This is a genomic window from Polaromonas sp. LjRoot131, from assembly GCF_964252805.1.
GTDB lineage: Bacteria > Pseudomonadota > Gammaproteobacteria > Burkholderiales > Burkholderiaceae_C > Polaromonas.
The window spans coordinates 881,741-899,819 of sequence record NZ_CAXUPF020000001.1 but is presented as its reverse complement, the minus strand read 5'-3'; the positions used below and the strand labels follow the sequence as shown (position 1 = coordinate 899,819).

The window sequence follows — 18,079 nt, the reverse complement described above, 5'->3', positions numbered from 1 at the left end:
ACCGACATCCATGGTTTTTTTCAAACGATTCGAAAGCCAGCTTCCCGCCTACCCCGAGGCCGACCCCTCCCTGCCGCCCAAGGGTTTCATGGCCTTTCTGTGGGCCTGCACCGAAGGCGCGCGCGGCTACATCCTGCAGCTGGCGCTGCTCTCCGCGGTGCTGGCGATTTTTGAGGCGCTGCTGTTCGCCATGCTGGGCCGCATCGTCGACTGGCTGGGTGCAACCGCACCCGCCAAGCTGTGGGCCGAGCACGGCACCGCACTGGGCTGGCTCGCGTTTATCGTGGTGGGCAGCATCGCGGCCGTGGCGCTGCAGACCACCGTGAAACACCAGACGCTGGCCATCAACTTCCCGATGCGGCTGCGCTGGAACTTTCACCGCCTGATGCTGGGGCAAAGCATGTCCTTCTACCAGGACGAGTTCGCCGGGCGGCTGACCACCAAGGTCATGCAGACCGCGCTGGCGGTGCGCGACACCCTCTTCGTGTTGGCCGACGTGCTGGTCGCCATGGGGGTCTACATCGCCACCATGACGGTGCTGGCCGCGGCCTTCGACATGAAACTGGTGGCGCCCTTCCTGGTCTGGCTGGCGCTCTACATCGCCAGCCTTTATTACTTCGTGCCGCGGCTGGGCCGCATCGGCAAGCTGCAGGCCGACGCCCGCTCGCTGATGACCGGCCGCATCACCGACGCCTACACCAACATCACCACGGTCAAGCTGTTCTCGCACACCCGGCGCGAAGCCGGTTTCGCGCGCGACGCCATGAGCGAGTTCATGAAGACCGGCTACAGCCAGATGCGCCTCGTCAGCGCATTCGAGATCGTCAACCACGCGCTCAGCATGGGCCTGATCCTCGGCATGGCCGGCACCTCGCTGTGGCTCTGGCACCTGGGCCAGGTCGGCGCGGGCGCGGTGGCCGCGGCCACCGCCATGGCGCTGCGCCTGCAGGGCATGTCGCACTGGATCATGTGGGAGACCACCAGCCTCTTTGAAAGCGTGGGCACCGTGCAGGACGGCATCAACACGCTTTCGCGGCCGCGCACCATCGTGGACGCGCCCGGTGCGGCTGCGCTCGACGTGCCGCGCGGCGAGGTGCGCTTTGAAGCCGTGAACTTCAGCTACGGCAACAACAAGCCGGTGATAGACCAGCTGACGCTGACCGTCAGGCCGGGCGAAAAGATCGGCCTGATCGGCCGCTCCGGCGCCGGCAAATCGACGCTGGTCAACCTGCTGCTGCGCTTTTACGACCTGGACGGCGGGCGCATCCTGATCGACGGCCAGGACATCGCCGGCGTGACGCAGGACAGCCTGCGCGGCCACATCGGCATGGTGACGCAGGACACCTCGCTGCTGCACCGCTCGGTGCGCGACAACATCACCTACAGCCGTCCCGACGCCGGCGACGAAGACGTGCGCCTGGCCGCGCGGCGCGCCGAAGCCGACGGTTTCATCGCCGACCTGACCGACCCGCACGGCCGCCACGGCTATGACGCCCACGTGGGCGAGCGCGGCGTGAAGCTTTCCGGCGGGCAACGCCAGCGCATCGCGATCGCGCGCGTGATGCTCAAGGACGCACCCATCCTGCTGCTGGACGAAGCCACCAGCGCCCTCGACTCCGAAGTCGAAGTCGCCATCCAGAGCAGCCTTAACACCCTGATGCAGGGCAAGACGGTGATCGCCATCGCCCACCGCCTCTCGACCATCGCCGCCATGGACCGCCTCATCGTGCTGGACCAGGGCCGCATCGTCGAAGAAGGCGACCACCGCACGCTGCTGGCCAACGGCGGCCTGTATGCGCGCCTCTGGGCCCACCAGAGCGGCGGCTTCCTGAACGACAACCTCGAGGAAGAAGAGGAACTGGCGGCCTGAGGCCGATTCGACCTCAAGTCCCGGGTTCACTGGACGTCTTACTCCGGCGGGCATGTGAAGCAGCCCGCCGCCCTTCCACCTTTCGACGGCGAACTTGCGACGGCGATGCATGAGTTTGAACCGGCACTGGGTGCCGTCAGTAAGTCCCCGGATTTCTAGCGTATTTCAACCAGGGAAAAGATGATGAGACCGTTTGCAGCCGGCATCCTGACGCTGGCGCAGGCCCCCGGATTTACATGCCAGAAGCGTTATGCAACTCCACCAGCAGTTCAGCCATGGACGGGTTGGTGTGGGAGGTGGGTTGGCTGCGCCGGGCGCTGGAGAACCGATGCCAGGTCGCGATGGATTGCAACTCGATCTTTCCATAGCTGATGGTCAGCCAGCCATCGAGCGCAAGCGGCTGCAGATGTTCGGAAAACGCGGCCCTGGACACACCACACAGCTGGGCAATGACAGTCTGGGAAACCGGAATGGCAATTCCGCCATCCAGCCCGGTGGTAGCCGGCCGCTCCGAGCGGGAGACCAGGGCCTCGGCAAATTGCGCGATGCCCATGACCACCCGCAAGCAGGGGTTGCCGAGCTTCATCAAGGTCAGCATCTCCGAGGTTTTTTGTCCCCGCCAGCTCGCCAGTTTCGCAATGTAGCGCGCGAACCCCAGTTCCGTGTCAAAAAGCGTCCACAGCACGGCCGCCGGAATCATAAAAACCTGCGTCTCCGACAGGCACACATATTCGAAGTGCGACGGCATGCGGTTGAGGATGGGCTTTTCGCCAAACCAGGAGTCGTCGCCGTAGATGATGATGGGAACGGAACGTTCCTCCTGCGTGGGCATGGTGGCGGCCACCAGGCCCGAGATGATGAACTGCCATGACTGCACTTCCCCGCCCCTGCCCCAGATGACATGCTTCGCGTCGTAGCCGCGGATGACAAGCTGGGGGGCAACGCTGCGCGCCATCGACTCGGAAACTCCGGCCTGTTGCAGGATGTGGGCAGCGGCAAAGTGGGACAAAGGCAATAGGCGACTTGCGCCTTCCATTGGCGCCTTCGTTGGCGCTTCTGACGGGTTTCCCGATTTTAGGAGTCCTTTTCGGGGGCTGGAATAGGACTGGGCCTACAGCGCATTTCCAGTCGGCTGCAGGCGGATAGGAAGGCAATCCATGGCCCGCATTCAGGTTTTTTCCACCACCGGCCGCCCGGCCTGCACAGCGAAGCGCGCCAGCGTCTGCACCCCGCTGTCGGCGCGCACCACGTCGTCCACCGCACGCAAGGTGGTGGTCAGCCGGCCCGGCGTCAGTTCCACCACGCCGTAGCCCCTGCGTTCCGAGTCGGCAAACACAAAGTGCGGGTTCTCGGCCAGGGTGTCGGGGGTCTTGGCGCCGCTGGTTGAGCGCGAAGTGATGCTGGTGCCGCAGAATTCGGTGCCCACGGCCGCGCTGGCCGCATCCTCATAGTCGGCCTTGATGTGGCCCACCCAGTTCTCGTGGACGTCGCCGCCCAGCAGCACCGGATTCGCCACGGCATGCTTGCGCAGCGAATCGGTGAAGCGCGTGCGCGCCGCCGCATAACCGTCCCAGCCGTCATTCCAGAGCACCTGGCCCGGCCCGGGGCGGAAATCGCGCCGGCCGAAAAGCGACTGCTGGCCCACGAGGTTCCAGCCCGTCGCCTTGCCGGCGGCGCCGCCCCATTCGGCATCGAGCCAGCCTTCCTGCTGCGCGCCCAGCATGCTGCGCACCGGGTCTTTCCAGACGGCGCAGCCGGACGGGTTCAGCGTGCTGGAGCCGGCCCTGCCGCCCTGCGTGCAAACCTGCGCGTCCTTGTATTGCCGAGCGTCCAGCATGTAGAGCGACGCCAGCCGGCCATAGGGAACGCGCTGGTAAATGCGCATCTCGGCGCCGCCGGCCAGCCCGGCCACCGCGCGCGTGAGCACTGAGGCGCGCACCGGCATGTGCTCGTAAAAAGCCTGGTAGGCCGCCGCGCGCCTGGCCGCGAAATCGGCCACCGGCGGCCCGCTATTGCCCGGCGATGCGCCCGCGTAGTCGTTCTGTACCTCGTGGTCGTCCCAGGTCACCAGCCAGGGGCAGGCCGCGTGCATGGCCTGCAGGTCGGCATCACTTTTGTGCAGGGCATAGCGCCGGCGGTAGTCGTCCAGCGTCAGCACCCAGCCGCCGGTGGGCACGCGCACGGCCTGGCCGGCGTTGGGGTATTCATAGATGTAGTCGCCCAGGAACATCACCAGGTCAAGGTTTTCGTCCCGCATGTGCCGGTAAGCGCTGTAGTAGCCGTGCTCCCAGCGCTGGCAGGACGCGTAGGCCAGCCGCAGCCGTGCCACCACCGCACCGGGTGCGGGAAAGGTGCGCGTGCGGCCGGTGGCGCTGAGCGCATCACCCACGGCGAAGCGGTAGAAATACCAGCGGTCGGGCTCCAGCCCCTGCACTTCCACATGCACCGAATGCGCCAGCTCCGCCGCGGCCTGCGCCTGCCCGGCCTGCACGATGCGGGTGAAAGCCTCGTCATGTGCGACTTCCCAGCGCACGGCCACGGGCGTGGGCTGCAGCCGCAAGGCGTCTTCGCCGTCCAGGGCCAGCCGGGTCCAGAGCACGACCGAGTCATGGGTGGGTGAACCGCTGGCAATGCCCAGCGTGAAAGGGTTGCCGGAAAGCCGCAGCTGCGCGGCCGCCCTGCCCGGCAGGTAGCAGCCGGCGCCCGCCAGCGCCAGCGACTGCAGCAGCCGGCGCCTCTGGATCACGAGCGGCGGGGTCATGCCGACTGTGTTTTTAATGCCGCACCGGCAGGCGCACGGTAAACGTGGTTCCCGAGCCGGCGCTGCTGCGCACGTCTATGCTGCCGCCGTGGATGTCGACGGCGTTGCGCACGATGGCCAGGCCCAGGCCCGTGCCCTGGATGGTGCCGACATTGCTGGCGCGGTGGAAGGACTCGAACAGGTGCGGCAGCTCGTCCTCCGGAATGCCTATGCCTTCGTCCGCGACTTCCAGGACCACCATGTCATCTTCGGTGCACACGCGGAACAGCACCAGGCCGCCCAGCGGCGAATACTTGACCGCATTGGACAGCAGGTTGCTGAAGATGTGGCGCAACAGCTTCTCGTCGTAAAGGCCCTGCCCCGTCCCGGCCGTGTAGTCCAGGCGCAGCTCACACAGGCTGTCGGGTTGCTGCGTGCGCGCTTCCTCGACCAGCTGCTCGCACAGCGCCTGCAAGTCCAGCGGATGCGGCTCGAACTCCAGCATCTGCGCGTCGGCCTTGCCCAGCAGCAGCACGCGGTCCAGCATGCGCGTCATGCGTTTCACGCCCGCGGCGATGCTGTCGAGTATCTCGATCTTTTCGGATTCGGGCAGCCGGCTGCCGTAGTGGCGCAGCAACTCCTCGGCCGAGAGGATGCCCGACAGCGGCGTGCGGAACTCATGGCTGGTCATGGCCACGAAACGGGTGCGCAGCTCATTGAGCGCGCGCTGCTGCTCCAGCGCCTCGCGCGTGTCCTCTTCCGACTTCTTGCGCTCGGTGATGTCGAGGAAGGCCCAGATCACGCCCGAGTCGGGGTCTTTCGGCTGCACGCAGCTGCCGGCCATCTGCACCCAGAAGAGCTGTCCGTCGCGGCGCTTGAGCTGGCGTTCGCTGATGTAGCTGCCGGTGGCGATCAGCGTTTCGCGCGCCTCCTTGCCGAACTGCTCCCAGGTGGCCAGGTCGGGATGGATGTAGCTCGAGGGCTGGCCCATGAGGTCCTCGCGCCGGCTGCCCATCATCTGCGCGAACTTCTCGTTGACCCATTCGTGGCGGCGGTTCACAGACAGCACAATGCCCACCAGCGCGCTGTTGAGGATGGCGCCGCGCTCCGACGAGGTGCGCACCAGTTGCGCTTCCAGTTCCTTGCGGCGCGTGATGTTGATGATGACCCAGACCGTGCCCTGGCTCAGGTCGCGCTCGCTGACCGCCTTGCCCGACAGCGACACCCAGATCAGCGTGCCGTCGAACTGTTTCACCTGGATCTCGGCTTCGTAGTTCTCGCCGCGGCCGACGCAGGCCGCCACCTCGCCGCCCACCCGGATGTATTCCTCGCGCGAGAGGTAGAAGGGCTCCATCGAGGTCAACTCGTTGCTGCCGGCGCCGAAAACTTCCAGCATGGCCTGGTTGGCCCAGCGAAAGCGCCCGTCCGGCGTCAGGAAGGCGATCCCGACGATGGAGTTTTCCAGGATCATTTCGCGCTCCTTGAGCTGCGTGCGGAAGTTCTCCTGCGAGACGCTCAGCGCTTCCACCATGGCGTGCTCGGCCATGGTGCGCGCCTGCGCTTGCTCCTTCTCGCGGCGCGTGACGTTGATGCGGTCGGCCAGCGCGAAGGACAGCACCACCATCTCCAGCGCCGACCCTATCAGCAGCGAATTGGCCGTCAGCGCATGGGAAGGCAGCACACCGGTGTTGTGCAGCGCCAGCGTCACCACCCCCACCAGCAGCAGCGCCCAGGCCGCCAGGAAATACTTGGCGCCCGGGTGGCCGGAGCGCACGCTCAGCACGCCCACCACCACCAGCGTGACGACGCTGAAGACCGCCAGCACCGTCACCATCAGCGAAGACACCACATAAGGCAGCGTGAGCGCCGCCAGCAGGGTCAGCAGCCAGCCCGCCACCAGCGCCAGCATGAGCCGGTCCAGGCGCGGCATCCTGAGCGCACTGGACAAAAAGCTGCGCGCGAACAGCAGGCCGAAGACCGCCGTCGCGGCCATGCCCACGGGCGGCGAGACGCTGTTCCACCAGAGCTGGCCCGGCCAGAGAAACTGCGCGCCGAAGCCGGTCAGGGCCGCCTGCGCCAGCGCCATGCAGGCCACGAAAGCCACATAGATCACATAAGCCCGGTCGCGCACCGAGAAAAACAGCAGCAGGTTGTACAGCAGCAGGCCGATCAGCAGCCCGAAATACAGGCTGATGGTGGCGTACTCAGCCTGGTCGTGACGCCACAGCGCGGCGGGCTGCCACAGGTTCACCGGCGCCGACACCGTGCCGCCCGAACTGACCCGCAGGTACAGGGTGCTGGCGGCGCCCGGCTTGAGGCGTACCGGCATCACGTGGTTGCGGTGCACCACTACGCGATCGGCAAAAGGCGACAGGTCGCCGCCCACCTGGCGGCTGAAGCCGCCCTTGCCGTCCGGCGCGTACAGCTCCAGCCGGTCCAGCGGCGGGTAGGCCAGTTCCAGCATCCAGTCGGCGGGCGCATCGCGCGCAGTGCGCAAGCTCACGCGCAGCCAGATGGCCGCGCGGGTCAGCCCGAAATTGGTGGCCGGGCCGGTTTGCGGCACCGGCTGGAAGCGCGCCTGTGCCTCGGGCTTCAGGATATCGGCCAGCACCAGTTCGCCGCCGGCGTCTTCCAGGTAGGTGAAGGAACGCGACAGCGCGTAGCTGCCTTCGTTGCCGATGGCGAGTCCCGGGCCAGTGTCGGCCTCCGCCACGGCGGCGGCGGGCGGCGCCGCCCGGGCCGGGGCCGGCTTCTGCGCGGGGGCCGCAAAGGCCAGGCCCGCCAGGAGCACGGCCGGCAGCACCCACATGCCCCGCAGCCAGCCGCGCCTCATGCGGGAACGCCGGGGTCCGCCGCCGTGCGCCTGAGCACGCGCCCGGGCGCGGCGGCCGAGGCCGGCACCGTGCCGGCGGCATGCCGCTGGCCGTTGCAGACTTCATGGCTGATGGCGAGGTTTTCCGCGTGGCTGTTGCCGCCCTCGCTGAGCGGCTGGATGTGCTCCAGCGTCGCCGCCTCGGGCGTGACGTGTTCGCCGCAGACCCAGCACGGCACCACGCCGTGAAGCTGCCGCGCCACGGTCCGGTAGATCTTGTCGCGGGTGTGGCCCAGCCTGCTCACGATGGCGTGTTGTGCGGACCGAAAAATGAGGTGCGGCGTGCCTGGGCGAACGCCTGCCGGGGGCCCGTGCTCATGGCCGCGCCCTTATTCGCGCCTGGCCGGCCGCGTGTCCGCCGCCTGGATGAAGGAGTCTTCCCACGCCGTGGCAAACCGGTCGCCCTTGTCGATGCGAAGGCCGCCGGTGCCGTCGGGGTTGAAGCCGACGTTGCGGTTGGCGGCGGCCTGGGCGGCCTCCTGCTTGGTTTCCTTGTTGAGCTCCTGGAGCGCGGCATCCTTGGCGGCCTTCATGCGCTCGCGGGTGAAGGACTCCAGGTCGGCATGGAAGCTGCTGTCGCCGCCGCGCGTTTCCTGGTCTTCCTGGATCAGCTCTTCGGGGATTTCGCCCAGGAAAGCCGCGCGCATGGCGCTGACGGTAGGCGGGCGGCTGGCTTTCACCGTGGTGTAGGCGATGCCGCAATCGGACAGCAGGTTCTCCTTGAGTTCGCGGCTGGCCCGGCTCACGTCGCGCTTGCCGCGCAGGTCGACGCAACCGACCACCTTGCCGTCCAGCGTGCAGACGGTGAAGGTGGTGTAAACGCCGTTGAGCAGTTCGAGCAGGCGCTCGTTCTTTTCCTTGTTTTTTTCCTTGTCCTTGTCTTTTTCGATGGGAATGGTGAAACGCAGCACCGGGAGCTTGAGCATCACCGCGTGGTCGTGGAAGGTGCTGCGCATCCATTTCCAGACTTCGTATTCATCGTTGGTCACGACGTCGCGCGCGGTCAACGGCCATTTTTTGGGAACGCGCAGATTTTCGCCGGCCTTTTTGCGCAAGGCGCGGGCGTACAACAGGATGCCGGCCAGCGCGCCGACGGCCACGCCCAGCAATGCCATCAGCCATGAAATCAGGTTCAAGATGCGGTTCTCCTCGTTGTGGGGCGCCACTGCCGGAGGCAGTGCGGCCGGCAGGCCCGGTGAGCCAGTGAGTCACAGAAAGCCCGCCGTGTCAATTTGAGCGGCCGGCGGCCAAGGCATTATTAAAACAGGTTTTTGCCGGTTTTCCGCCGGCCTCAGGCATAACAGGGCTCCCAGCCCAGCCGGCATGAGCGCCAGCAGCTATTTGTTTCATAGCAAGCCTGAGCCGCCGGCGGCACCGCGGCGCCGCGGTGTGGCGGTGTGGCGGGCAAGGCACTCTTTGCCAGGCGACGCCTGAATCGTTATGCTGGAATTTTTGCAGGAGCCGCCATGCCACTCAAGACTGCCCAGGACTTTGACCAGGAACTGCTGATTCTGTTTGACGCCTATGTGCACGGCACCCTGGACCGGCGCGGCTTCCTGGAACGCGCCCAGAAATTCGCCACCGCCGGCATGACGGCCACTGCCCTGCTGGCCGCCCTGAGCCCGAACTTTGCTGCGGGGCAGCAAATCGCCAAAGACGACAAGCGCCTGAAGACCGAGATGGTCAGCTACCCTTCCTCCGCCGGCACCGGCACCGTCAAGGGCTACCTTGCCAAGCCGGCCAACGCCACCGGCAAGCTGCCCGGCGTCCTGGTCATCCACGAGAACCGCGGCCTCAACCCTCATATAGAAGACATCACGCGCCGCCTGGCGCTGGACAACTTCCTGGCCTTCGCGCCGGACGCCCTCACGCCCCTGGGCGGCTACCCCGGCGACGAGGACAAGGCACGCGAATTGTTCGCCAGACTCGACCAGCGCAAGTGCACCGAGGACTTCGTGGCCGCCGTCACCTGGCTCAAGGCCCGCGACGACTGCAGCGGCAAGCTCGGCGTGGTCGGCTTCTGCTACGGCGGCGGCATGACACACACGCTGACCACCCGCCTGCCCGAACTCAATGCCGCCGTGCCCTTTTACGGCAACCAGCCCCCGGTGGAAGACGCCGCCAAGGTCAAAACCCCGCTGCTGATCCATTTCGCGGCGGTCGACGAGCGCATCAATGCCTCCTGGCCCGCCTATGAAGCCGCCCTGAAGGCGGCAGGCGCCAATTACACCGCCTACCAGTACCCCGGCACCCAGCACGGCTTCAACAACGACACCACGCCGCGCTACGACGCCACCGCCGCCAAACTGGCCTGGGAACGCACCGTGGCGTTTTTCAACCAAAAACTCAGGGCTTGACCGCCCCGGGGCCCTTTTAGGTGGCCCTCCTTTGGTCCTTTGGGCTTCTTTGGCCCCGTTTTCCCCGCCGCCCATCCCCTCTGCGCGAAAACCCTGCCCGCCGGCCGCCGGGCATGGCTTTTGCAGGCGTTACCATTGGCTACTTTCGCTTTTTCGCCTCCCATGCGGGGCCGGCAAGCACTTTTACCCTCCTTTCTGGACCATCACCATGAACCTCCTGCACAAGATCGCCGCCACCGCCGGCCTGCTGACCCTTGCCTTCGGCGCCGCCCACGCCCAGAACAAGGAGCTGGTCGTCGGCTCCAGCGCCACCTACCGCCCTTTTGCCTATGAAAGCCCGACCAAGGAAATCGTCGGCTACGACGTCGACATGATCAAGGCTATCGCCCAGAAAGCCGGCCTGCAGATCAAGATCGTCAACACGCCCTGGACCGGCATCTTCGCCGCCCTCAACAACGGCGACGTCGACCTGGTCATCTCCGGCGTCACCATCAACGACAAGCGCAAGCAGTCCTACGATTTCACCACCCCCTACTTCGAGGCGCGCCAGCTGATCGCCGTGCACAGCAACAGCACGGCCAAGGGCCTGAAAGACCTGGCCGGCAAGAAGATCGGCGTTGTGACCGGCAGCACCGGCGACGACATGGCCTCGCGCGAGTTCGGCAAGACCAACCCCGACATCCGCCGCTTTGAAAGCACCCCCGTGGTGATTTCCGAGCTGGCCAACAACGGCCTGGACGCCGCCATCGGCGACAACGGCGTGATCGCCTTCCGCACCCAGGAACACAAGCAGCTCAAGACCGTGTCCGACGCGAGCTTCCCCAAGGAGTACTTCGGCATCGTCGTGAAGCAGGGCAACAAGGCGCTGCTGGACAAGCTCAACGCCGGCCTGGCCGCCGTCAAGGCCGACGGCAGCTATGCCGCCATCTACAAGAAGTGGTTCCAGGCCGACGCACCCGCGTTGCCTGCGCAATAAACCGCTGAGGCTTTTCCCTTATGGAGCAAGTCCTCTGGTTCGGCTGGTTCAGGGCCGACATCATCGCCGAGTACAGCGTGCTGTTCTGGCGCGGCCTGCAGATGACCATCACGGTCACGCTGATCTGCATCGTGCAAGGCACCCTGCTGGGCCTGGCCGTCGGCATGGCGCGCGTGGCGGAGTCCCGCCACTCGCCCGCGCGCGAGATCTGCAAATACGCCTTGCGCTGGCCGTCCACCGTCTACGTGAGTTTCTTCCGCGGCACGCCGCTGTTCGTGCAGATCCTGCTGATCCACTTCGCCGTGCTGCCGCTGTTCATCAACCCGGCCGACGGCCTGGTGATCTCGGGTGAAACCGCACGCAACATCAAGCAGAACTACGGCGCCTTCCTGTCCGGCATCGTGGCCCTCACGCTCAATGCCGGTGCCTACATCTCCGAGATCTTCCGCGCCGGCATCCAGTCCATCGACAAGGGCCAGGTCGAGGCGTCCCGCTCACTGGGCATGTCCTTCCCGCGCACCATGTACCACGTCGTGCTGCCGCAGGCCTTCCGCCGCATGCTGCCGCCGCTGGGCAACAACGCGATCTCACTGCTCAAGGATTCGTCGCTGATCTCGGCGATCGGCCTGGCCGAACTCGCCTACGCCGCGCGCACCGTCGCCGGCGCCTATTCACGCTACTGGGAGCCCTACCTCACGATCTCCGTCATGTACTGGGTGCTGACGCTGGGCCTGGCTTACCTTGTCAAGAAACTGGAGGCTCGTTATGGACGAGGTGATTCGCGTTAAGCGCCTGACCAAGCAGTTTGGTCACACCCCGGTGCTGCGCGGTATCGACTGCGCCATCAAGGCCACCGAGGTTGTCTGCGTCATCGGCCCTTCCGGCTCCGGCAAAAGCACCTTTTTGCGCTGCCTCAACGGCCTGGAAGACGCCAGCGGCGGCGAGGTGCTGGTGCACGGCGTGTCGGTGCACGAACCCAAGACCGACGTCGACGCCCTGCGCTCCGAAATCGGCATGGTGTTCCAGCGCTTCAACCTGTTCCCGCACAAGACCGTGCTGGAGAACATCACGCTGGCGCCCACCAAGGTGCGCAAGCTCACGGCCCTGGAAGCGCGCAATCGCGCCAGCGAACTGCTGGTCAAGGTCGGCCTGCTCGACAAGATAGACGCCTATCCCAACCAGCTCTCCGGCGGGCAGCAGCAGCGCGTGGCAATCGCCCGTGCGCTGGCCATGCAGCCGCGCATCATGCTGTTCGACGAACCCACCTCCGCGCTCGATCCCGAAATGGTCGGCGAGGTGCTGGCCGTCATGCAGGCGCTTGCCGAGGAAGGCATGACCATGGTCGTCGTGACGCACGAAATGGGCTTTGCCCGCCAGGTGGCCGACCGCGTGATGTTCATCGACGAGGGCCTGGTGATCGAGGAAGGCTCGCCGGCTGAAATCTTCGACAACCCTAAGGAAGAGCGCACCCGGCGCTTCCTGAGCAAGGTCTTGTGAGCCGGGGCCCGCATGCGCTGCGGGCCTCTTCTTCCCATGGAAACTTCGCCATGACTGCCACCCTCAGGGCAATTCAGTCCGACATCACCAAGCTGCAGCTTGACGCCATCGTCAACGCCGCCAATTCATCGCTGCTGGGCGGCGGTGGTGTCGACGGCGCGATCCACCGCGCCGCCGGCCCCGAGCTGGTCCATGAATGCCGGCTGCTGGGCGGCTGCAAAACCGGCGAGGCCAAGGCGACCAAAGGCTACAGGCTTCCCGCCAGATTCATCATCCATACAGTGGGGCCGGTCTGGCGCGGCGGCAACAACGGCGAGCCTGGGCTGCTGGCGTCCTGCTACAGGCGCTCAATGGAAATCGCAGCCGCCAAAGGCCTCACCTCGCTGGCCTTCCCCAGCATCAGCACAGGCATCTACGGCTACCCGGTCGAGTTGGCCGCTGAGGTCGCGGTGGCCAGCGTGCGCCAGGCCTTGCAGCAGCCCTCCTCCTTGAAGGAAGTGGTGTTCTGCTGCTTTTCGGCGCAAGACCTTGCGGTTTATGAGCGGCTGCTCGCGGGCGTCTGAGCAAAAACAGCGAAGTACCTGTCCGCCGCGGCTCCTCACCCCAGCCCTCTCCCAATGGGAGAGGGGGTAAGCCAGCAGAAAGATCAATCGACTTCTTCTTGCCCCCTCTCCCTCTGGGAGAGGGCTGGGGTGAGGGCAGCAGCCGCGGATAGACCCAATCCTCAATACCCCGGCACCTTGAGCACCCGCGCCAGGTAATCAAAAAACACACAGTACAACGCAATCGGCAGCGGCAGGCCCAGCAAAGTCCCCAATAGATAGTCGCGAAACTTCACGCCCGACATCGCCAGCGCATAGTTGAGCGCCGGCACCGTCTGCAGCAGCATGCGCAGCACCACGATACTGGCCACCGGCCGCGCATCCAATTGCGCGAGTACGCGCCGCGCCCACTGCCCCTTGATCTGCCGCAAGGCATCGCCGCCCAACAGGCGTATCAGCCAGAAGGTAAAGGCGCACGAGACCACCGCCGCGAGGTAGGTCGCCACACCGCCCCACACCTCGCCCAGCGCCAGCACCGCGGCCGCCAGGAATATCCAGCCCGGGATCTGGATCAGGTTGCCCAGCGCGAACAACACGATGAAGATCAGCAAGCCGCTGGCTTCGTTGTCCAGGAACTTCTGGTGCAAGAACGCCAGGCTGAAATTGTCGCGCAGGCCCGAGAACTGGAACACCGCCAGCAGCAGGCCCAAAAAGGCCAGTACGGCGAAGAGGCGCTTGTGGCGGTGCATCTGGGTGTGTGACAGGTTGGCCGGAGCTTTCGCCGATTCTGCCTGCAAACAAATAAATGCCAAAGGCCTGTAAGAAAGCCGCGCCCCATCCGACCAAACCCCAACACGCAACAAAACACGCGGCAAGACTGCGCCGGAAATCCCGCCGGCGGGCAACCCTGAGGAGCATTGGATGAACACAGGCAAACAACAAGCCATACACCCAGCCTGGCTGCGCGCCATGCACTGGCTCAATGCGCTGGCTGTCGTCGTGCTGATGATGAGCGGCTGGCGCATCTACAACGCCACCGCCTTCCTGGGTTTCACGATTCCCAAAGACCTCACGCTGGGCGGCTGGCTGGGCGGCGCGCTGCAGTGGCATTTCGCCGCGATGTGGCTGCTGTTCTTCAACGGCATCCTCTACCTGGCCTTCAACCTCTTCACGCGCCGGCTGTTCCACAAGTTCTTTCCGCTGTCCATCAAAGGCATCACGGCCGACCTGCTGGCCGCCCTCAAAGGCAAGCTGGCCCACGCCGACCCGCGCCACTACAACATGGTGCAGCGCCTGGCCTACCTGTTTGTGATGGCCGACAGCGTGCTCATCGTCGTGTCCGGCCTGGTGCTGTGGAAGTCGGTGCAATTTCCCATCCTGCGTGAACTCATGGGAGGCTACGAAGGCGCGCGCCTGGTCCACTTTTTCGCCATGGCGGCGCTGGCCGGCTTCATCGCCGTGCACCTGGTCATGGTCGCGCTGGTGCCCAAAACGCTGGTCTACATGCTGCGCGGCCGTTGAGCCGCACTCTTCAGGAAAAAACATGAACATCCAACGCCCCAGGCGCCTTCACAACGTAGACGGCGACGCCGTGCTCAAGGAAGCCGTGGACCGCATCGCCACGGCAAACAAGCTCTCAGCGGCCCGCCGCAATTTTTTGCGCGGCTCGCTCACCCTCGGCGGCCTGGCCATGCTGAGCGGCTGCATGCTGGACGACAGCGAGTCCGTCAACAACGCCCTCAGCCGCATCTCGCGCATCAACGACGACGTGCAGGGCCTGCTGTTTGACCCGAATCGCCTGGCGCCCACCTATCCCGATTCCATGATCACCCGGCCTTTTCCCTTCAATGCCTACTACGGCGAAGACGAGGTGCGTGAAGTAGACGAAGAAAGCTATCGCCTCGAGGTCGCCGGCCTGGTCGCCGACAGGCGCAAATGGTCGCTACCCGAGCTGCGCGCGATGCCCCAGGCCGACCAGGTCACGCGCCACATCTGCGTCGAAGGCTGGAGCGCCATCGGCAAATGGGGCGGCGTGCCTTTCTTCCATTTTTTGCGCAAGGTCGGCGCCGACACGACCGCCAGATACGTCGGCTTCAAATGCGCCGACGACTACTTCACCAGCATAGACATGGCCACCGCCCTGCACCCGCAGACCCTGCTGGCGCTGACCTACGACGGCCAGGTGCTGCCGCCCAAATACGGGTTTCCGATGAAGCTGCGCATGCCCACCAAGCTCGGCTACAAGAACCCCAAACACATCCAGGCGATTTTTGTCACCAACACCTACCCTGGCGGCTACTGGGAAGACCAGGGCTACAACTGGTTCGGAGGTAGCTGAGCCCGCTCAGACACCCCGCAACGCCGGCAAGGCATTCATCGATTTCCGGTCCTTGCCGTTTTCTTCAACAACTTTCCAACAATCTCTCATCAAGGACAACACCATCATGAACATCAACACCAAGACTTTGACCGCCGCCCTCCTGTCCGCCTGCCTGCTTGCCGCCGGCGGCAGCGCCCTGGCCCAGGACGCCATGAAAAAAGACGCCATGGGTAAAGATGCCATGAACAAGGACGGCATGGCCAAGGACGGCATGAAGAAAGATGCGATGGCCAAAGACGCGATGGGCAAGGATGCCATGGCAAAAGACGGCATGAAGCACGACGACAAGATGGCCAAAAAAGACAAGATGAAGAAGGATCACATGGCCAAGGACGGCATGAAAAAAGATGCCATGGCCAAGGATGCGATGGGCAAAGACGCCATGGGCAAGGACGCGATGAAGAAATAAAGGTCGGTTCAGGCCTCAAAAAAAGGGGCCTGGGCGCCGACGCGCGCGGTGCCGCTCCAGGCGGCTGGCGGGCGTGAACAAACGCCAAACCGGCCGGCGGCAGCGGGGGAAACGGGCTCATTGTTTCCATGGGTAAATCAGGATGAAAACTGTATGTACATACAGTAGTATTGCATGTCACCCGAACAAGCAAGAACAAACATCCAGGAGCCAGGGACCGCCATGCAGCCATCACCCCATCCCCCAACACACCGGGCGCCCGTCACGCCCCTGGCCCGGCCGCAAGCGGGCCGCGCGCCCACCGCGGCCTGGCCGTTTTATGTGCAGGCGCCGCGGCTACCCTGCTTCGACATGGAGGTGAATGCGCGTCGCGTGCTGGAGACCTCGGCGCGTTATTTTTCAGCGCCGCTCACGGCTGAGCCAGCCGCTGCCCCTGCGCCAAGGCGCCCTGCCGCTTTGAAGTAAATGGGAATTAAAAAGCGACGGACGCCTGCATCCACAGCGTAGGCCGCTTGGCCGCCGACGCCGGGACCGAGGTCGGCAAGCCGCCGTCGGTGCGCCAGGCCAGCGAAGAGCGCAGCTGCACAGGCCCCAGGCCGGCATTCACACCCACACCCACGCCGGCCAGGTTGCGGCTGTTGGAGGCCGCCGGGCCGAAGGGCTTGCGGTTGATGGTGATCTTGCCCACGTCGTAGAACACCGTGGCCTGCACATTGGGAATCACGTTGTGGCGCAGCTCCACCGTGGCGCGATAGCCTTCGTCGCCGCTGGCCTCGCCCTGCGGATAGGCGCGCACGCCGTTGATGCCGCCTAGCGAGAATTTTTCGGACGAATCGAGGTTCTTGCTGGCCGTCTGCCCGGCCACCGAGAGTGCCAAAAAGGTGCTGTCGGTGAAGCGCTGCAGGCGGTTCGCGCCGTAGCTGAAACGTGTGTAGCTGCCGTTGGACTGGGCCGAGGCGGCGTCTATGGCCAGCGCCGTGGGCGAGTTGATGCTGAGGTTGCCGAAGGCCACCGACAGGTCCAGGCCGTTGATGCCGCCGCCGCCCAGCGCGTCCTGCAGGCTGCCCGAAAGGCCGAAGCTGGTGACGCTGACTTTCTTGGGCGTGAAGGTGTTGGTGCCGTCCACATAATCTTTGAGGCTCTTGTCTTCGTACGAAACCGTGCCGTTGAGGTTTTTGAACTGGCTGCGGATAAACGGATAGGCCGCGAACACGCTGGCGCTGGTGGCCGTGCCGTGGGCCTGCAGCGCTTCAAACTCCTTGCCGAGCTTGTAGTGGATGTCGGAGTAGGCCGCGCCCAGCTTGAGGCCGTCGCTGCCGACGGGCAGCTGGTAGGCCAGGCGGGCGAAGCTCAGGTTGTCGCCGGAGGTCAGCAGGTTGGCGGTGAGCTGGTCGCCGATCTTCAGCGGGCTCACGACGTTGAAGGTGCCGGCCACACGGTACTCGCCGGTGTAGCGGCTGCCGTAGTTGTCGAGCACGACACTGCCGCTGTAGGGCTTGGCGGGATTGACCTCGATCAGCAGCTCGGAGGTGCCGACGCTGGCGCCGGGCTGCAGCGTGGCGCGCGAGGTGCTCACGCCGGGCGTGTCCTGCAGCAGCAGCAGGCCGCGGTCTATCTGCTCGCTCCTGATGACGTCGCCGTCCTTGACCTGGCCCAGGTAGGCCTGGGCGCGTTCGTCGCTGAGCAGCGACTGGTTGTTGATCTTGTGGCTGGAGATACGGCCTTCGATGACACTGATGGTGACGGCGCCGTCGGTGATGTCCTGCGCGGGCAGGTAGGCTCTCGCCACGGCAAAACCCTTGCTGCGGTAGTAGGCGGTGATGCGGCGCGCGGCGGCATTGAGCTGGCTCAGCGAGCGTTCGGCGCCTATGAGACTGGCCACCAGGGGCTGCAGTTCAGCGCTCGGTATTTCCTGGTTGCCGTTGATGGCGATGGACTTGACCCGCACGGTGGCCTCGCCCTTCTGGCTCAGGTCGGCTGACTCCTCGATACGCTGCAAGGGTGCCGCCTGCGGGGGCGGCGTGGGCGGCGCCTGGCGCAGGTCGCGCAGCACCTGGCCGGCATCGGGCTGGGGCGGGGTTTGCGCCCAGGCGCCGCCGTGCATTGCCAGCAAAATCGCCGAGGCCAGGGTGGAAAGGGGCAAGGAATTGATTTTCATTATTTCATTTCGACTTAACACTCACACGGCAAATGCCGCCACCCCGGGGCCGCCTGCCAGGTCCCTCCGGCATCCTGCGATTTTTGTACATCCCTCGGCCATAGCGCCCTACTGCCAATGCAGCAGATGCGCCGCTTCCGCACTGTCGCAGAGAGCAGCCGGCCTGTATGTCCCCATTTTTAGCGACATGCCGCCCACCCCCCCAAAAACCCGCGCAATGATAAAAGCAAGCTGAGACCTGGCAACCCAGTGAAGGCCGAGAAACCGGCTTTTCCGGG

At 65.2% G+C, this 18,079-nt stretch carries 16 protein-coding genes; 9 read left to right on the top strand and 7 right to left on the bottom strand.

Features of this window, described 5'->3' with window-relative positions:
* The first annotated feature begins 10 nt into the window (after positions 1 to 10).
* A complete protein-coding gene (locus ACSQ27_RS04195) occupies positions 11 to 1,870 on the top strand; it encodes an ABC transporter ATP-binding protein (RefSeq protein WP_436154214.1) in 1,860 nt (619 codons plus the stop codon).
* A gap of 232 nt (positions 1,871 to 2,102) precedes the next feature.
* Here the strand turns inward: ACSQ27_RS04195 and ACSQ27_RS04190 are convergent, their stop codons facing one another.
* The 5 genes from ACSQ27_RS04190 to ACSQ27_RS04170 form a co-directional block, all read right to left on the bottom strand.
* A complete protein-coding gene (locus ACSQ27_RS04190) occupies positions 2,103 to 2,906 on the bottom strand; it encodes a Crp/Fnr family transcriptional regulator (protein ID WP_436154213.1) in 804 nt (267 codons plus the stop codon).
* 132 nt (positions 2,907 to 3,038) lie between these two features.
* On the bottom strand, positions 3,039 to 4,631 hold the full coding sequence (locus ACSQ27_RS04185; RefSeq protein WP_436154212.1) for an alkaline phosphatase D family protein: 1,593 nt from the start codon (positions 4,629 to 4,631) through the stop codon (positions 3,039 to 3,041).
* Positions 4,632 to 4,644: 13 nt separating this feature from the next.
* Positions 4,645 to 7,443, bottom strand: a complete 2,799-nt coding sequence (locus ACSQ27_RS04180; protein WP_436154211.1) for a 7TM diverse intracellular signaling domain-containing protein — start codon at positions 7,441 to 7,443, stop codon at positions 4,645 to 4,647.
* On the bottom strand, positions 7,440 to 7,727 hold the full coding sequence (locus ACSQ27_RS04175; protein ID WP_436154210.1) for an HNH endonuclease: 288 nt from the start codon (positions 7,725 to 7,727) through the stop codon (positions 7,440 to 7,442). Before ACSQ27_RS04175 ends, ACSQ27_RS04180 begins: the two co-directional genes overlap by 4 nt.
* An 84-nt stretch (positions 7,728 to 7,811) precedes the next feature.
* Positions 7,812 to 8,618: a DUF2726 domain-containing protein gene (locus ACSQ27_RS04170; protein ID WP_436154209.1), complete on the bottom strand. Its 807-nt coding sequence runs from the start codon at positions 8,616 to 8,618 to the stop codon at positions 7,812 to 7,814.
* Between the two features lie 330 nt (positions 8,619 to 8,948).
* On the opposite strand from ACSQ27_RS04170, the gene ACSQ27_RS04165 reads away from it, so the two are divergent.
* The 5 genes from ACSQ27_RS04165 to ACSQ27_RS04145 all read left to right on the top strand — a co-directional run bounded on the left by ACSQ27_RS04165 (position 8,949) and on the right by ACSQ27_RS04145 (position 12,875).
* The gene (locus ACSQ27_RS04165) at positions 8,949 to 9,839 is read left to right on the top strand and encodes a dienelactone hydrolase family protein (protein ID WP_436154208.1); all 891 of its coding nucleotides are present in this window, start codon (positions 8,949 to 8,951) and stop codon (positions 9,837 to 9,839) included.
* Between the two features lie 208 nt (positions 9,840 to 10,047).
* Complete coding sequence (locus tag ACSQ27_RS04160; protein ID WP_436154207.1) at positions 10,048 to 10,815, top strand: basic amino acid ABC transporter substrate-binding protein; 768 nt, start codon at positions 10,048 to 10,050, stop codon at positions 10,813 to 10,815.
* A 20-nt stretch (positions 10,816 to 10,835) separates the two neighbouring features.
* Positions 10,836 to 11,603 (top strand): amino acid ABC transporter permease, encoded by a 768-nt coding sequence (locus tag ACSQ27_RS04155; protein WP_436154206.1) that lies wholly within the window; start codon positions 10,836 to 10,838, stop codon positions 11,601 to 11,603.
* Entirely contained in the window at positions 11,581 to 12,312 is a 732-nt protein-coding gene (locus ACSQ27_RS04150) for an amino acid ABC transporter ATP-binding protein (RefSeq protein WP_436154205.1), read from the top strand. Before ACSQ27_RS04155 ends, ACSQ27_RS04150 begins: the two co-directional genes overlap by 23 nt.
* Before the next feature lie 50 nt (positions 12,313 to 12,362).
* The gene (locus ACSQ27_RS04145; RefSeq protein WP_436154204.1) at positions 12,363 to 12,875 is read left to right on the top strand and encodes an O-acetyl-ADP-ribose deacetylase; all 513 of its coding nucleotides are present in this window, start codon (positions 12,363 to 12,365) and stop codon (positions 12,873 to 12,875) included.
* A 161-nt stretch (positions 12,876 to 13,036) separates the two neighbouring features.
* On the opposite strand, the gene ACSQ27_RS04140 is transcribed toward ACSQ27_RS04145, so the two are convergent.
* Positions 13,037 to 13,603 (bottom strand): VTT domain-containing protein, encoded by a 567-nt coding sequence (locus ACSQ27_RS04140; RefSeq protein WP_436154203.1) that lies wholly within the window; start codon positions 13,601 to 13,603, stop codon positions 13,037 to 13,039.
* 172 nt (positions 13,604 to 13,775) lie between these two features.
* On the opposite strand from ACSQ27_RS04140, the gene ACSQ27_RS04135 reads away from it, so the two are divergent.
* The 3 genes from ACSQ27_RS04135 to ACSQ27_RS04125 all read left to right on the top strand — a co-directional run bounded on the left by ACSQ27_RS04135 (position 13,776) and on the right by ACSQ27_RS04125 (position 15,643).
* Positions 13,776 to 14,375, top strand: coding sequence for a cytochrome b/b6 domain-containing protein (locus ACSQ27_RS04135; RefSeq protein WP_436154202.1), 600 nt, complete (start codon positions 13,776 to 13,778; stop codon positions 14,373 to 14,375).
* 22 nt (positions 14,376 to 14,397) lie between these two features.
* Entirely contained in the window at positions 14,398 to 15,192 is a 795-nt protein-coding gene (locus ACSQ27_RS04130) for a molybdopterin-binding protein (RefSeq protein ID WP_436154201.1), read from the top strand.
* A 106-nt stretch (positions 15,193 to 15,298) separates the two neighbouring features.
* Positions 15,299 to 15,643 carry a pentapeptide MXKDX repeat protein gene (locus ACSQ27_RS04125; protein WP_436154200.1) on the top strand — a complete coding sequence of 115 codons (345 nt, stop codon included), beginning with the start codon at positions 15,299 to 15,301 and terminating at the stop codon, positions 15,641 to 15,643.
* Between the two features lie 472 nt (positions 15,644 to 16,115).
* Here ACSQ27_RS04125 and ACSQ27_RS04120 read toward each other — a convergent pair whose 3' ends face one another.
* Positions 16,116 to 17,786: a ShlB/FhaC/HecB family hemolysin secretion/activation protein gene (locus ACSQ27_RS04120; RefSeq protein WP_436154199.1), complete on the bottom strand. Its 1,671-nt coding sequence runs from the start codon at positions 17,784 to 17,786 to the stop codon at positions 16,116 to 16,118.
* Between the last annotated feature and the right edge of the window lie 293 nt (positions 17,787 to 18,079).

Coding starts and splice junctions, on each gene's coding strand:
- ACSQ27_RS04165 (WP_436154208.1), top strand. CDS start 8,949: ATGCCACTCAAGACTGCCCAGGACTTTGACCAGGAACTGCTGATTCTG.
- ACSQ27_RS04180 (WP_436154211.1), bottom strand. CDS start 7,443: ATGAGGCGCGGCTGGCTGCGGGGCATGTGGGTGCTGCCGGCCGTGCTC.
- ACSQ27_RS04185 (WP_436154212.1), bottom strand. CDS start 4,631: ATGACCCCGCCGCTCGTGATCCAGAGGCGCCGGCTGCTGCAGTCGCTG.
- ACSQ27_RS04125 (WP_436154200.1), top strand. CDS start 15,299: ATGAACATCAACACCAAGACTTTGACCGCCGCCCTCCTGTCCGCCTGC.
- ACSQ27_RS04160 (WP_436154207.1), top strand. CDS start 10,048: ATGAACCTCCTGCACAAGATCGCCGCCACCGCCGGCCTGCTGACCCTT.
- ACSQ27_RS04140 (WP_436154203.1), bottom strand. CDS start 13,603: ATGCACCGCCACAAGCGCCTCTTCGCCGTACTGGCCTTTTTGGGCCTG.
- ACSQ27_RS04135 (WP_436154202.1), top strand. CDS start 13,776: ATGAACACAGGCAAACAACAAGCCATACACCCAGCCTGGCTGCGCGCC.
- ACSQ27_RS04130 (WP_436154201.1), top strand. CDS start 14,398: ATGAACATCCAACGCCCCAGGCGCCTTCACAACGTAGACGGCGACGCC.
- ACSQ27_RS04190 (WP_436154213.1), bottom strand. CDS start 2,906: ATGGAAGGCGCAAGTCGCCTATTGCCTTTGTCCCACTTTGCCGCTGCC.
- ACSQ27_RS04155 (WP_436154206.1), top strand. CDS start 10,836: ATGGAGCAAGTCCTCTGGTTCGGCTGGTTCAGGGCCGACATCATCGCC.
- ACSQ27_RS04195 (WP_436154214.1), top strand. CDS start 11: ATGGTTTTTTTCAAACGATTCGAAAGCCAGCTTCCCGCCTACCCCGAG.
- ACSQ27_RS04145 (WP_436154204.1), top strand. CDS start 12,363: ATGACTGCCACCCTCAGGGCAATTCAGTCCGACATCACCAAGCTGCAG.
- ACSQ27_RS04150 (WP_436154205.1), top strand. CDS start 11,581: ATGGACGAGGTGATTCGCGTTAAGCGCCTGACCAAGCAGTTTGGTCAC.